Consider the following 13,864-nt stretch of genomic DNA (forward strand, 5'->3'; position numbering starts at 1 on the left):
GTAAATCGACCCAAAAGGTAGTTCAGGTGAAGAAGGCAGCAGCAAAGGCGACAACTGCAAAGAAAGCCGCCAAACCTGCTCCGGCTAAGAAAGCTGCGTCTGCCGCTCCTAAAAAAGTGGCCGCCGCCAAAAAAGCCGCCGCCAAGCCCGCTAAACCCGCAGCAAAAAAAGCCGTGGTAGCTAAAGCTGCAACAAAGAAAACCGCAGCTACCCCAAAAACCGTAATTAAAAAGGCTCCAGCCGCAAAAAACAGTAAAACATCGTCCGTCCCGAAAGTTGCTGTACCTGCAAAGAAGACCGTTAAAAAAGAGCCTGCTGTAAAGCAGCAAGTGGTCACTAAAAGTGTTGCCGCTGAAAAAGAGAAACCATTAATTTCTAAGTCAGAAGAAAAAGAACTTAAAACAATGGCAGTAAAGAAAGCAGATACAAAGGAACAAGTTGCTAAGGTGAAAGAATCCACTAAGAAAGCAGCGGAAAAACCTGCAGTAAAAGCAGAAAAATCAGCAAAATCCGAGAAAACCGAAAAACCCGAGAAAACAGAAAAGCCGGAAAAAGCTGAAAAAGCCGAAAAAGCAGAGAAAAAAGGTGGAAAGCCTTCCCTGGTCGCTTATCAGCCTGAATTTACCAAATCAGTGCTGGACCAGCCCGAAGCAACTTCAGGTCCCCTTTTCAGATATAGTGACGCAGACCTGCAGGAGTTCAGGGAACTGATCCAGAAAAAACTGGAGTTCGCTAAAAAAGAACTGGTTTATCTGCAAGGCCTCATTACCCGCAAAGACGAAGCAGGTACCGATGATACTGAAAACAAATACATGAGCATGGAAGATGGCAGCGGCTCCCAGGAAAGGGAACAGCTGAACCAGATGGCCAGCCGTCAGATCCAGTTCATCGACCACCTGGAAAAAGCAATGATGCGTATCGAAAATAAAACCTACGGCATCTGCCGCGTAACCGGCAAGCTGATAGATAAAGCACGCCTCCGTGCCGTACCACATGCTACGCTGAGCATTGAAGCCAAACTGGCAAAAAGCAAATAAAAGATATCACCATAAACGAAAAACGGGATTTGAACTATCAAATCCCGTTTTTCGTTTATGGTTCACTGTCATGATTTAACAGTCCGCTTTCTGCCGGTTGCGCAGCTGCCGCATCGCGAAATACACCAGGCCCGCACCTGCCAGTCCAACAAGACTGCCAATACCAATATTGCGCGCCTGCTTCTTACTAATGGCAGGCAATTTGAATTTTTTAGAAGGGCTCGCCGGCGCAATATCCAGCAATGGCGCCAATGACAAGCCGGTAATAATTTTGTCGGCAACCTTTTCTACATATGCCCGTTGGTACTGTGGACAAAACGCAACACCAATACCCGCTTCGGTCAACAGTTGGGTGTCCTGCTTACCATCTCCCACATAAATGATATTCTGTGAATGGATATTGTACTGCTCTGCAACATAAGGCAACACAGCACTCTTACAATACTCGCCGTTTCTCAGAAAATAATCCGGCACTGTTAATTCACCGGTAGCTACGCTGTTGACTAAATGTAATTTATTGGCCAATACGAAGTCCATTCCCAGCTGATTTTTAATATGCCTTGCTACCATGGCAAAACCATCTGTGATAAGGCCACAGGCATATCCCCGCTTCTTCAGTTCCTGTATTACTTCCCGGATGCCTGGTACCAGCGGAATAGCATCGGCTACTTCCAGCAGTTCTGCAATATTGCGGCCTTCAAAAAGAGCGGCTGTTTGCTCCAGGCGTGTAAGCGCGTCCGTTTCAGTAGCCATAATGCGCTGCAGCTCTTCTTCCTGATCAAATGCAATAGCTGCCCATTGAAGATAGTTCTGCGTAAAAACAGCATGGTCCAGATTAAAGATGACCATCTTCTGCAACTTGTCGATAGACTCAAGAATGGAGTACTCCATCTGTTCCCTGATCAGGTTGATGTTGCCCAGTGTTTCCAGGTTTTCCTGCGGAATATTTTCTGCTTTACGTAAAATAGTTCTGGATACTTCGCGCGACATTTTGCTTAGCTGCTCCCAGGTCTGCATCGCGTTTTCCACCTTGCCGATGTTGGCTTCCACAATGCGGGCGCCCAACTGGTGCATGTCTATCAGTAAACCGATGTCCACGCCATAATCATTTTCAAACTGTACTTTGGACAACATGGATTTACGCCCGGCGATCATGCCGCTGAGCGGCTGCTGGAAATGAGCGAGGTCCGGATAAAGAATACTCAGCAGTGGCTTGGCCACTAATTGAGTGACCCTGCCTGCCTGCCTTTCAAAGTAGGATTTAACGAAGTCAGCTTCGTCGCGCTCGATAGGATCAGTTAATAAGTCTACAATATTATCAGGATAAGTAAGAATATCTCCGTCAACATAGGCAATAATCTCGTGCTTGGCAGCCATCATACCTTCCCGCATGGAAATCCCCTTTCCCCGCTGGCTGCTGGTAATTACCCGTACCTGCTCTTTCATGGCCTCTTCCACCGTATTGTCGGTGGAATTATCGTCTACCACAATAATTTCAATTTTGCGGTTGGTCTTCTTTACGGTCTTTATTACCTGGCGTATGGTAGCCCCTTCGTTTAATACAGGAATTACGATAGATATCATAGGAGTTCGCTATGTTAAAAGGTTAAAGAAATAAGCAAGCTGCAAAGAGCTGGTTGGCATATCAGAACGGGTATAACAAAAACAGTACCAAAAGAAAACGGGGAGATGCAGGCCAGATAATGATTTGGGGATTTTTTGATTTACGGATTTTTTGATTTCGCAGATTTTGATTTTATGATTTAACAACTTGATCTACACTATTACATCACAAAATCAAAATCTGCGAAATCAAAAAATCCGTAAATGAAATTATTTAAACTCCTGCATTTCCACCAGTTTGTGGTAGATACCTTCGCGGGAAAGCAGGTCGTCATGTGTGCCGCGTTCTTTTATTTCGCCCTGGTCCATTACCACAATTTCATTGGCGTGCTGAATGGTGCTCAAACGGTGTGCGATAACAATAGTGGTGCGGTTTTGCATGAGTTTGTCGAGCGCGGACTGTACCAGTTTTTCTGATTCGGTATCGAGTGCGGAAGTGGCTTCATCGAGGATCAGTATTGGCGGATTTTTAAAAATCGCTCTCGCGATGGTAAGGCGTTGACGCTGTCCGCCACTGAGTTTGAGGCCGCGATCGCCAATAGAGGTCTCATATCCGTTTTCCAGTTGTTCGATGAACTCATGTGCATTGGCAATCTTCGCTGCGCGGATCACAGCTTCGCGGTCTGCTTCCGGATGACCGAAAGCGATGTTGTTGAACACTGTATCATTAAACAATACAGCTTCCTGTGAGACCACGCCAATGAGTGCACGAAGATCGTTCAGCCGAAGATCGCGTACATCGGTACCGTCTATACGAATTTCACCTTCGTTGACATCATAAAAGCGGGGTAACACATCCGCCATCGTGGATTTTCCGGCGCCGCTGCGGCCCACCAGCGCGGTCACCTGGCCTTTGCGGATCGTCAGGTTGATATCTTTCAAAACATATTGCTGATCGTATTTGAAAGAAACGTTGTTGTATTCAATTTTGTCGTTGAATGCGCTGACAGGCTGCGCATTGCTTTTTTCCTGCACGGCTACCGGCGAGTCCAGGATACCGAAGATGCGCTCGCTGGCCACTATGCCACGTTGCATCGTAGTGATAGCGGTGGAAATATTTTTTGCCGGCTGCAGGATCTGTGAATAGAAAACCAGGTAAGTCATGAAAGTGGCGCCTGTCAGCAGATCGCTGCCATGCAACACCATAGTGCCACCATAGATCAACAGTACCACCACTACCATGACACCCAGTATTTCTGATACCGGTGAAGCCAGCTCACGCTGGTTGAACATGGCTTTGCTCACTGTAATAAAGCGATGGTTGACATCTCCGAATTTTTTCTGCATGAAAGGTGCCGCGGTGAATGATTGTATGATGCGGATACCGCCCAGTGTTTCCTCTGTCACATTCAGGATTTTGCCAAGCAACTCCTGGCTGAACCAGCCTTTTTGTTTCAGCTTTTTAGAGATATAGGAAATCAGCAGGCCGGAGATCGGAAAAAATACGATGGTAAAAAGCGTCAGTTTCACGGAGAGATAGAAAAGAACAGCGAAGTAACCAATGATGATGAACGGATCACGCAACAGGATCTGAACGGAGCTCACCACGGAGACTTCCACCTCCTGCACATCGTTGGTCATCACAGACAAAAGGTCGCCTTTCTGTTTTTCACTGTAATAGCCCAGTGACTGTTCTGTGTATTTTTTATACAGGTTGGTCCGTAAACGGGAAAGCATTGTCATCTTCATCCGGGTCACCACACGAGTGCTCATATAGCGGCCCATGTTGGCGATGGTAACGCAAACGCCGATCACGGCACAGACAAAGTACAGTGCGCTTTCTTTAGATCCGCTGGTGTTGATGAAATAATAAAAGTAATAATTGAACAGGTCAATGAAGTACTTGATAGTGAAGGAAAACACAGGATGGTTAACTACCTGCGGCTCAGTCGTCACCTGGTCGAATATCACGTTCAGCAGCGGGATCAACATGGCGAAGTTGACCATGCCGAAAACGATACCGATGATAGTATAAATAACATATTCCGGAACATAATGATGCAAGGGAGTAGCATATCCCAGTAATCGCTTGAAAGTCTTCATGCCTGATGCTTGCGTTTTTATTAGCATGCAAAAATAGCATAATTAAGTGACCACCTGCCTGTAAATAGGCCCAATCTTTCCCGGAAATGGTTAATTTCGCGTATAACGGGGCTGTTCGCGGTGGTCCCCGGTTGACGGTATTATATCATAAATATATTATTATTGTGCATATGTGCTGTTTTGTTAACGATTAAAATTGAATGCAATGCAGGAAACTAAAAGGCAAAAGCAAATAGGACAATTAATACAGGAGCAGCTGAGCGACGTGTTTCAGCGGATGGGGTTCAACGTAGTGGAAGGAGGCATGATTTCCATTGCTGCTGTTAAAATGACGCCTGACCTGCTGGAAGCGAAGGTATATCTGAGCATGTTCCAGATAAAATCTCCCAATGAGATGATGGACCGTATAAAAGACAGGATGGGGGAAATTAAAAAAGCACTGGGATTACGGGTAGGCAAGCAATTGCGCCGGATGCCGGAATTGACTTTTTTCCTTGACGACACCCTGGACTATGTTTTCAAAATGGAAGAACTTTTCAAGAAAATCAAAGAAGACGATTCTCACATTAAAGGAGACAACCAATAATCAATTACGAATTACGAATGACAAATGGAGGCCTTTACGTTGGCCCCATGCTGTTAGTGACTTCATCATTCGTAGTTCGTAATTTGTAATTTGTAATTCAGAAAAGTATGGTCTGGCAGTTTGCTTCCCGTTACTTCAGGGCTAAAAAATCCACTAACGCCATCAACATCATTGCCTGGGTAAGTGTGGCTGCCATTGCGATAGGTACCGGAGCGCTGATTGTTATCCTCAGCGTGTTCAACGGGTTTGAAGGTCTGGTGAAATCCCTGTATTCCTCTTTTTATCCGGCTATTAAAATAGTGCCTGCCAGTGGAAAAACGCTGTTGCTTACGCCGGCACAGTTACAAGCTATCGGGCGTACGTCCGGTGTGGCCGCTTACTCCGAAGTGGTAGAGGAAAAAGCTGTGCTTCGCTACGGGGACGAGCCTACGATTGCGGTGCTGAAAGGAGTGGATAGCAGCTATAACCGGGTGACGGACGTGAAGGGCAATATCGTTCGCGGGCGTTTTGATATCGGAGACGACGCAGCTTACCGGGCTGTATTGGGATTGGAGCTGGAAGGCGCGCTGGGCGTGGACGTAGAGCATAGCATGGTGCCGGTGACGGTATACGTGCCCCGCCGGAACGTAAACGCATTTGTGACGCCCGAAGATGCGCTGAACAACGGCGTGCTTTATCCGGCCGGCACTTTTGCCATTCAGCAGGAGTTCAACAGCAAATACGTCATCACGCATATCAATTTTCTTCGTAGTCTGCTGGAGCTGAAGCCTGACGAGATGTCTGCGCTGGAAGTGGCCGCGGCTCCGGGAGTAAACCAGAATGAGCTGAAAGACAGGCTGCAACGCCAATTGGGAATATCTTACAAAGTGCAGACCCGGTATGAACAGAACCAGTCCCTATATGCGATCATGCAGACAGAAAAGTGGGCCGTGTATGTGATTCTCAGTTTCATTATGATTATCGCTGCTTTCAATATGATCGGGTCGTTATATATGCTGGTCATAGAAAAAGAGAAGGATATCACGATCCTGAAGGCAATGGGCGCGCGTAAGTCGCTGATAATGAGAATATTTCTTACCGAGGGATTAATTATTGCCGGTATTGGCACCTTGCTGGGGTTTGTACTGGGAGGAGGCTTTTGCCTGATACAGCAGCATTTCGGGATTATCCGGCTGGAGGGCACCTCGTTCCTGGTGGACGCCTATCCAGTGAGCATGCATCTGGCTGATTTCGGGCTGGTGCTGGTGACTATTCTGATCATAGGACTGGCGGCCAGCTGGTACCCTGCACGCAGGGCGGCGGTGGAAGCCATTTCCCTGAAAGCCACCTGATAACATTTATGAATTTAGATATTTTGATATTTATAAAAAGGAAGCGGGACTTTAACCTTAAAGTCCCGCTTCCTTTTTATAAAAAATATTTTAATGTTTAGACAGATATCTGAATATTAAAATATGTAAATCCCAAGATGTTTAGTAGTCGCCGAGTGTTTCCGGCAGTTGGGCCAGTGCTTTAGCCAGTTGTTCATCGCTCGGGGCGATACCGTGCCATTCGTGGTGGCCTTCCATGAAATCAACACCCTGTCCCATCACTGTTTTCATGATGATGGCGATAGGTTTGCCCTGGCCGGTAAGGCTTTTGGCTTTTTCCAGTGTAGCAACGGTATCATCCATGTCGTTGCCGTTCATGTGAAGGACGGTCCATCCGAAAGCTTCGAATTTTGCGCCTACATCGCCGAGGCCGGCCACGTCGTCGGTAGTGCCGTCAATCTGCTGGCCGTTGAGGTCCACAGTAATGATCAGGTTGTCCACTTTGTGGTGTGGCGCAAACAGCACAGATTCCCAGATTTGTCCTTCTTCCAGTTCACCGTCGCCGTGCAGGCAGAAAACGATGCCTTTATCGTTGTTCAGCTTTTTGCTCAAAGCTGCGCCAATGGCTACGCTCATGCCCTGTCCGAGGGAGCCGGAGGCCATGCGTATGCCCGGGAGGTGTTCGTGCGTGGTAGGGTGTCCCTGGAGGCGGGAGTTCAGTTTTCTGAAAGTGGCGAGCTCCTGTACCGGAAAGTAACCGGAACGGGCCAACGCACTATAGAAAACAGGGGAAATGTGTCCATTGGAGAGAAAAAACAGGTCCTGGTCACGGCCGTCCATGTCAAAAGGTTGGGGAGTATGCTTTAACACCTTGAAGTACAAGGCTGTAAAGAAGTCTGCGCAACCTAATGAACCACCGGGGTGGCCACTTTGAACGCCATGTACCATTCGTACAATATCTCTTCTGATCTGGCTGGCAATATCCTGAAGCTGTGGCATGATAGTTGAGTGATTTTGTGCCGCAAAACTAATTGATTTCTTAGATTTTGTGACGTTGAATGTTTGTTTTTGCGGTCTCAAAGTATTAAAAATCCCGATTTTTTTAGTGTTTCTTTTACATATTTGATTGAAATAAATATCTTTGCAAAACTTAAGCCCCACTAATGGAGAATGTTTTAATTGCTACCGTCCTGAGTTTTGTGGTAACCTATTTTTCTATTCCGATACTTATCAGAGTAGCGGAGTTAAAACACTTGTACGACGAACCAGACGAGAGAAAAACGCATAAGCAACGCATACCGACGCTCGGGGGAATTGGTTTTTTCTCCGGGTTCATCATTGCTGCGACCGTATGTGTTCCCGCTTTACAAAATTCGCCGTTTCAGTATATGATGGCGGCTTTTTTCATCATTTTCATGGTGGGCATGAAAGATGACATCGTGGGACTGTCTCCGCTTAAGAAACTGATTGGTCAGCTCGTTGCCTCTTTTGCCATTATTTACCTGGGTAATTTGCAGATAACCAGTATGTACGGCTTTATGGGCATTACCACCCTTCCTTCCAACATTAGCCTGATGTTGACTTACTTCTACTTTGTTGTTGTGATCAATGCTTTCAACCTGATTGACGGGGTGGACGGGCATGCCGGCAGTATAGGTTTGCTGGTGAGCGCAGTGCTGGGCGCATATTTTCTCCATGTGGGTGAAATCACCTACGCTGTGTTGGGCTTTGCGCTGGCAGGTGGATTGGCCAGCTTCCTGATTTACAATATCTCCCCCGCCCGCATTTTTATGGGCGATACCGGTTCCCTGATGATTGGCCTGGTGAATGCCGTACTGGTGCTTAAATTCATCGAGGTGGCAGGTAACCCGGCCAGCAAAATGCCGATTGACGCCACGCCGGCGGTAGCTATCGCCATCCTGATCGTGCCGCTTTTTGATACGTTGAGGGTATTTTCCGTACGCATGCTCCAGGGCCGCTCTCCCTTTTCAGCGGACCGTAACCATATTCACCACTATTTACTGGACCTGCGACTGGACCACAGACAAACAACCCTGGTATCTGTCAGTGTAAACGCAGTCTTTATTGCAGGGGCTTATCTCCTTCAGGGATTGGGCACTACCGTGCTGACGATCGCTGTAGTGGGCGCAGCTACTACCTTTACAGGCGTCCTGTACCTGGCCCGTAAAAGAAAACAAGCTGTCAAAGTTGCTGTTACCACTATTACACAGCCTGCTGCCCAGAACGCTGCCGCGCCTAAAATACTGCGGGTTACCACAGGAGGCGTATTACAGGATAAATAGCCGGAAAACTGTTATATCCATTCTGTTAGCCATTCTTGTATCCGTTACTTTGATGATTAAAAGAAAACCTGTAGGTTTGCAGGCACTTAACTATTTATGTTATGCAAGATGATCTAACGCTTATCCTGGATGATGCAGCGGACTCGATGAAAAAAGCCATCGGGCACCTGGAACAGGAACTCACTAAAGTAAGGGCCGGTAAAGCCAATCCTCAGATATTGGACGGTATTACTGTAGACTACTATGGCGCTCCCACTCCACTTGCCCAGGTAGCCAATGTCAGCATCGCTGACGCTCGTACTCTGACCATTCAGCCCTGGGAAAAAAATATGTTGCAGCCTATCGAAAGGGCCATTATTGCAGCTAATATCGGCATCAACCCTCAGAATGACGGTATCATCATCCGCTTGTTCCTGCCACCGCTGACTGAGGAAAGAAGAAAGGAATTCGTGAAAAGAGTAAACTCTGAAGGAGAACAAGCTAAGGTTGCCATCCGGAACATCCGCCGCGACGCGATCGAAGGCATCAAAAAACTGCAGAAAGACGGATTGAGCGAAGATACCGCTAAAGATGCGGAAGCAGATATCCAGGCTGTGACCGATAAACACATCGTGCTTATCGATAAACATTGCGAAGCAAAAGAAAAAGAAATTATGGCCATCTAATTGCGCCATTTAATCATTTGGTCATTTAATCATTTAAATGATAAAATAAACAAATGAATAAATGAACAGCGGAGAGACTTGCACATCGCGTGTCTCTCCGCTGTCCGTTTTATCAGGAGGCTGTTTTAGCCCGGTTAACTAAATACACGCCCAGCAGGATAATTCCCATACACACCACCTGAATCCAGGTGACCGTTTCATGAGCCAGCAATCCCCAGCCGATAGCGACTACCGGTAACGCATAAGTGACCATGGACGCAAACATGGAACCGGCACGACGGATCAGCAGGTAAAATAATACGGCCGCCACCCCGGTGCCCATCACCCCCAACACAAGACCGGCAGACAACGAGCGCCACGGCGCGTGGTCTGTCGCAAACTGAGGAAAAAAGTCACTGAAGAGCAATACCGGAAATGTAGCCAGCCCACAGAAAAACATGGCAATAGATCCCAACTGCAATGAACCAAATCCTTTCAGATAATGATGTACCAGGCTGATGTTGGTACCATAACTGACCGTGGCGGCCACCACCAGCAGGCTGTAATACCAGTGCCCGTTAGTATTGATCCCCTTGGAACTGAAAAGCAGCACAACTCCCAGTAAACCCACACATACCCCCAGCAGCTGCGCTTTTTTAATCGGGCTTTTGAATATAATCAGCCCCGTTAGCAACGCCATTAGCGGTGTCAGCGAATTTAAAATGCCCGCGAGTGAACTGTCTATCTCGGTTTCAGCCAGACAGAAAAGAAAAGCCGGAAGCCCGTTGCCCAGGATACCGGAAAGAATGATCACTGGCAGCTTGTTGACCGGCGTTTGCCGGATAGCTTTGGGCAGAAAAGGCAATAACGCCACCCCCGCCGCTACCAGGCGCAAACTGGCCACCTGCCAGGGCGTAAAAGATTCCAGTCCGATTTTCATTAAAATGAACGAGCTGCCCCAGGTCAGTGACAGCAGTAGAAAAACGCCCCAGTGGGCAAATTTGTGGTTCAAAGTGGCATTTTTTAAGAATACAAAATTGAGAATATAAGTCTATTACGCAAAATATAAATCGTTTGGGATGCAACACTTCTGAGTTGATTTTGTTAAATTCATTGGTAAGAATGTAAATCCATGAGTAAAATCAAGTTGTCTGCCATTAGTACTACCGCACCCAAAAAACTGGACAAAGAAAAAATCAAAGTCGCCACGCGGGAAATTTTAGAGGAACTGGATGAGTTGCAAAACCTGTTATATGCCCAGCACAAACACTGTGTATTGATGGTGATCCAGGGAATGGACGCCAGCGGGAAAGACGGGGTGATTAAAAATGTGACCGGCACTCTAAACCCGCAAGGTTGTACCGTACACTCGTTTAAAGCACCTACTCCCGAAGAAGCGGACCACGATTTCCTCTGGCGTGTCCATAAACAGGCCCCCGGCAAAGGAATCATACAGGTGTTTAACCGCTCGCACTATGAAGATATTCTGATACAGCGGGTACATAAGTGGATTGACGAAAAAACCGCCCGCAAAAGGATGACAGCCATCAACGATTTCGAAAAGCTGTTGACCGTGCATAACAACACGCACATCCTGAAATTCTATCTGCATGTGTCCCGGGAAGCCCAACAGCAACGGCTGACCGAACGTACGGAAGACCCAAGGAAGATGTGGAAATATAACGAGAACGACCTCGCAGAAGCTAAATTATGGGACCAGTACATGGATGCATATGAAGACGCTTTTAGGTACTGTAATGATGTCCCCTGGATAATTGTACCGGCTGACCATAACTGGTATAAGGAATATATCGTGGCACTAACGCTCAGGGATACACTGAAATCACTCAATATGAAATATCCCCGATTGAAGAAATAATGGATTAATAATTAAGCAGTTCTGTGATTAAACACTATTTTCGTCGTCTTATTTTAACCAAATTAAAACCTTGCATTTATGTCATTCATCAAAGAGTTTAAGGAATTTGCCATGAAAGGCAATGTAATGGACCTGGCCGTAGGTGTGATCATTGGTGCTGCCTTCGGAAAGATCGTTACATCACTGGTAGACAATATCATCATGCCTTTAGTTGGAGTGGTAACTGGTGGCGTGAATTTCACTGACAAATTCGCCTACCTGGACACCAGCAAGGGGACTAATTTTCCTTCACTGGCCGCTGCAAAAGCTGCCGGTGCTAACGTATTCGCCTATGGCGCATTTATTCAGAGCGTGATCGATTTCCTGATCATCGCATTCTGTATTTTCCTGCTAGTGAAGTTTATGAATAAACTGACCAACAAACAAGCTCCGGGCCCGGCAGAACCTACCGCCCAGGAAAAACTGCTCATGGAAATCCGTGATGAACTGAAAAAAAGATAAACTCTCTTTATATCACTGCACAGTGCTCCGTTGCTCTCCCTGGTGGAGGATGGCAGGGTACTGTGCTTATATGTTAATCTAAAAAACACTAATTGATGAGAAAATTTGCTTTGTCCATTGCCTGTTGTTTGCTGGCTTTTACGGCAGTACAGGCACAAAACGACTGGATAAAGAGCCAGCGGGATGAAACCGCGAAGAAAATCAAGAAAGATGATAAAGACACAACGGTTAAGATCTGGAAGAAGGGTGTTAACCTGAATGTGAACATTAACCAGGGCTCATTGAGCAATTGGGCCGCTGGTGGTGATAATTTCACTTTCTCGCTGGGATCTACCGTATATGCGTACGCGTTCTATAAGAATGGCCGGCGTGCATGGGACAACGTTGCTGACCTGGCTTATGGTTTTATCAACACCACCAGTCTCGGCGCCCGCAAAGCAGATGACCGCATCGACCTTACTTCCAAATACGGATATGATATTGGCAGACACTGGTATATAAGCATGTTGGGCAACCTCAGGACGCAGTTCACCAATGGTTATCTGTATCCTGCTGATACTACGCCGCAATTATCTTCCCGGTTTTTTGCCCCGGCCTATGTGCTGCTGTCTCCGGGTTTTGATTATAAACCTGTACCTGAATTTTCACTGTTCCTCTCTCCTGCCACTTCCCGTTTTGTATTTGTGATGGACGATTACCTGGCAAGCCAGGGTGCGTATGGTGTAGACACCGGAAAACATTTTAAGTATGAAATTGGCGCGTACCTGTCTGCCAATTACATGAAAACAGTGGCTAAAAATATTACATACAAGGGCCGGCTGGACCTGTTCTCCAATTATCTTAACAATCCGCAGAATATCGTGGTGTTCTTTACCAACGCATTGGAACTGAAGGTGAACAAGTACATTGCAGCCACGCTTAATGTAGATATGATATATGATGATAATGTAAAGGTGTTTGAAAATAAACAAACTGGTGTAATGGGACCTCGGCTGCAGGTCAAGCAGATATTGGGGATAGGCTTCGCCGCCAAGTTCTGATTAGCCGGAATTTTGTTATTTTTGATATTATGCAGAGGCGCAAAGGCGCAAGGCATCAAAAGTCTTTGCTGCTTTGCGCCTTTGTACTTAAAACATCATCAACGTGAGTGAACAGGTTTCCTATAAAATAAAACTCCCGCAGTTTGAGGGTCCTTTTGACCTCCTGTTGTTCTTTATAGAACGCGATGAGCTGGATATCTACAATATTCCGATCAATACTATCACGCAGGAATTCCTCGACTATATTCATCATATAGAATCGCTGAATATTGAGCTGGCAAGCGAGTTTATCCTCTTTGTGTCCACACTGATGCGGATTAAGGCGAAAATGTTGTTGCCCCGCAAGGAACTGGACGAACAGGGAAATGAAATTGACCCGCGGATGGAGCTGATAGACAAGATCCTGGAATATAAACGATATAAGCAGGCTGCCGCGGAACTGGCCGAAATGGAGGCTGAGCGGATGCTGCATATCAAAAGAGGTAATATTGCTAAGGAACTGGCCGAGATTGGCGAGGTGACCAGTGAAGGAACGGAGATACAGACACTCACCCTCTTTAAACTGGCCCAGACCTTTGAGAAGGTAATGCAGCGCATGAAAGCGCGCGACCATAAGCCTCAACACGTGGTGTACAAATATGACTACACCATGGAGGGCTCGAGGATGTATATGGAAGAGCTGGCCAGGTCCGAACGGACTTTGTCATTTGAAAAAATATTTGACCACTGTAAAGACAGGGTACACGCCATTTTCCTTTTCCTGAGCATGCTGGAGCTAGTACAGATGAAGCACCTGGGCATTATGGTGGGAGAAGGCAGAAACAACTTTATTATTGAATACATTGATCCGGAAAACAGGGAGGAAGAACCTGCCGGAACATTGATAGATGGTTAACAG

The 13,864-nt window shown here is 46.6% G+C and carries 14 protein-coding genes; 9 read left to right on the top strand and 5 right to left on the bottom strand.

Annotated features, from left to right (window positions below):
- Nucleotides 1-22: 22 nt before the first annotated feature.
- Nucleotides 23-460, bottom strand: coding sequence for a hypothetical protein (locus tag ACTJJS_RS16910; RefSeq protein WP_440664559.1), 438 nt, complete (start codon nucleotides 458-460; stop codon nucleotides 23-25).
- On the opposite strand from ACTJJS_RS16910, the gene ACTJJS_RS16915 reads away from it, so the two are divergent.
- A complete protein-coding gene (locus ACTJJS_RS16915) occupies nucleotides 447-1,037 on the top strand; it encodes a TraR/DksA family transcriptional regulator (RefSeq protein ID WP_440664560.1) in 591 nt (196 codons plus the stop codon). The two genes, ACTJJS_RS16910 and ACTJJS_RS16915, sit on opposite strands and share 14 nt — an antisense overlap.
- Before the next feature lie 75 nt (nucleotides 1,038-1,112).
- On the opposite strand, the gene ACTJJS_RS16920 is transcribed toward ACTJJS_RS16915, so the two are convergent.
- Together ACTJJS_RS16920 and ACTJJS_RS16925 are read right to left on the bottom strand one after the other, a co-directional pair.
- Nucleotides 1,113-2,621 carry an HAD-IB family phosphatase gene (locus ACTJJS_RS16920; RefSeq protein ID WP_440664561.1) on the bottom strand — a complete coding sequence of 503 codons (1,509 nt, stop codon included), beginning with the start codon at nucleotides 2,619-2,621 and terminating at the stop codon, nucleotides 1,113-1,115.
- A 249-nt stretch (nucleotides 2,622-2,870) separates the two neighbouring features.
- Nucleotides 2,871-4,703 (bottom strand): ABC transporter ATP-binding protein, encoded by a 1,833-nt coding sequence (locus ACTJJS_RS16925; RefSeq protein WP_343744461.1) that lies wholly within the window; start codon nucleotides 4,701-4,703, stop codon nucleotides 2,871-2,873.
- 205 nt (nucleotides 4,704-4,908) lie between these two features.
- On the opposite strand from ACTJJS_RS16925, the gene rbfA reads away from it, so the two are divergent.
- Both rbfA and ACTJJS_RS16935 read left to right on the top strand, forming a co-directional pair.
- Complete coding sequence (gene rbfA, locus ACTJJS_RS16930) at nucleotides 4,909-5,289, top strand: 30S ribosome-binding factor RbfA (RefSeq protein WP_168870508.1); 381 nt, start codon at nucleotides 4,909-4,911, stop codon at nucleotides 5,287-5,289.
- 107 nt (nucleotides 5,290-5,396) lie between these two features.
- Nucleotides 5,397-6,620, top strand: a complete 1,224-nt coding sequence (locus ACTJJS_RS16935; protein ID WP_440664562.1) for an FtsX-like permease family protein — start codon at nucleotides 5,397-5,399, stop codon at nucleotides 6,618-6,620.
- 141 nt (nucleotides 6,621-6,761) lie between these two features.
- Here the strand turns inward: ACTJJS_RS16935 and ACTJJS_RS16940 are convergent, their stop codons facing one another.
- The gene (locus ACTJJS_RS16940) at nucleotides 6,762-7,598 is read right to left on the bottom strand and encodes a transketolase (RefSeq protein WP_440664563.1); all 837 of its coding nucleotides are present in this window, start codon (nucleotides 7,596-7,598) and stop codon (nucleotides 6,762-6,764) included.
- Between the two features lie 164 nt (nucleotides 7,599-7,762).
- On the opposite strand from ACTJJS_RS16940, the gene ACTJJS_RS16945 reads away from it, so the two are divergent.
- Both ACTJJS_RS16945 and frr read left to right on the top strand, forming a co-directional pair.
- Nucleotides 7,763-8,902, top strand: coding sequence for a glycosyltransferase family 4 protein (locus tag ACTJJS_RS16945; RefSeq protein WP_343744459.1), 1,140 nt, complete (start codon nucleotides 7,763-7,765; stop codon nucleotides 8,900-8,902).
- A gap of 101 nt (nucleotides 8,903-9,003) precedes the next feature.
- Nucleotides 9,004-9,567 carry a ribosome recycling factor gene (frr, locus tag ACTJJS_RS16950; RefSeq protein WP_168870504.1) on the top strand — a complete coding sequence of 188 codons (564 nt, stop codon included), beginning with the start codon at nucleotides 9,004-9,006 and terminating at the stop codon, nucleotides 9,565-9,567.
- A gap of 112 nt (nucleotides 9,568-9,679) precedes the next feature.
- Here the strand turns inward: frr and ACTJJS_RS16955 are convergent, their stop codons facing one another.
- Entirely contained in the window at nucleotides 9,680-10,558 is an 879-nt protein-coding gene (locus ACTJJS_RS16955; protein WP_168870503.1) for a DMT family transporter, read from the bottom strand.
- Nucleotides 10,559-10,678: 120 nt separating this feature from the next.
- On the opposite strand from ACTJJS_RS16955, the gene ACTJJS_RS16960 reads away from it, so the two are divergent.
- The 4 genes from ACTJJS_RS16960 (at nucleotide 10,679) to ACTJJS_RS16975 (ending at nucleotide 13,861) form a co-directional block, all read left to right on the top strand.
- Complete coding sequence (locus tag ACTJJS_RS16960) at nucleotides 10,679-11,425, top strand: PPK2 family polyphosphate kinase (RefSeq protein ID WP_168870502.1); 747 nt, start codon at nucleotides 10,679-10,681, stop codon at nucleotides 11,423-11,425.
- Between the two features lie 78 nt (nucleotides 11,426-11,503).
- Nucleotides 11,504-11,926, top strand: a complete 423-nt coding sequence (mscL, locus tag ACTJJS_RS16965; protein ID WP_168870501.1) for a large conductance mechanosensitive channel protein MscL — start codon at nucleotides 11,504-11,506, stop codon at nucleotides 11,924-11,926.
- 95 nt (nucleotides 11,927-12,021) lie between these two features.
- Nucleotides 12,022-12,966 (top strand): DUF3078 domain-containing protein, encoded by a 945-nt coding sequence (locus ACTJJS_RS16970; protein ID WP_168870500.1) that lies wholly within the window; start codon nucleotides 12,022-12,024, stop codon nucleotides 12,964-12,966.
- A 103-nt stretch (nucleotides 12,967-13,069) separates the two neighbouring features.
- Nucleotides 13,070-13,861: a segregation and condensation protein A gene (locus ACTJJS_RS16975; protein ID WP_168870499.1), complete on the top strand. Its 792-nt coding sequence runs from the start codon at nucleotides 13,070-13,072 to the stop codon at nucleotides 13,859-13,861.
- The last annotated feature ends 3 nt before the right edge of the window (nucleotides 13,862-13,864 follow it).

The sequence above is a fragment of the Chitinophaga sp. 22308 genome, from assembly GCF_052045305.1.
In the GTDB taxonomy this organism is placed as follows: Bacteria; Bacteroidota; Bacteroidia; order Chitinophagales; family Chitinophagaceae; genus Chitinophaga; species Chitinophaga varians_A.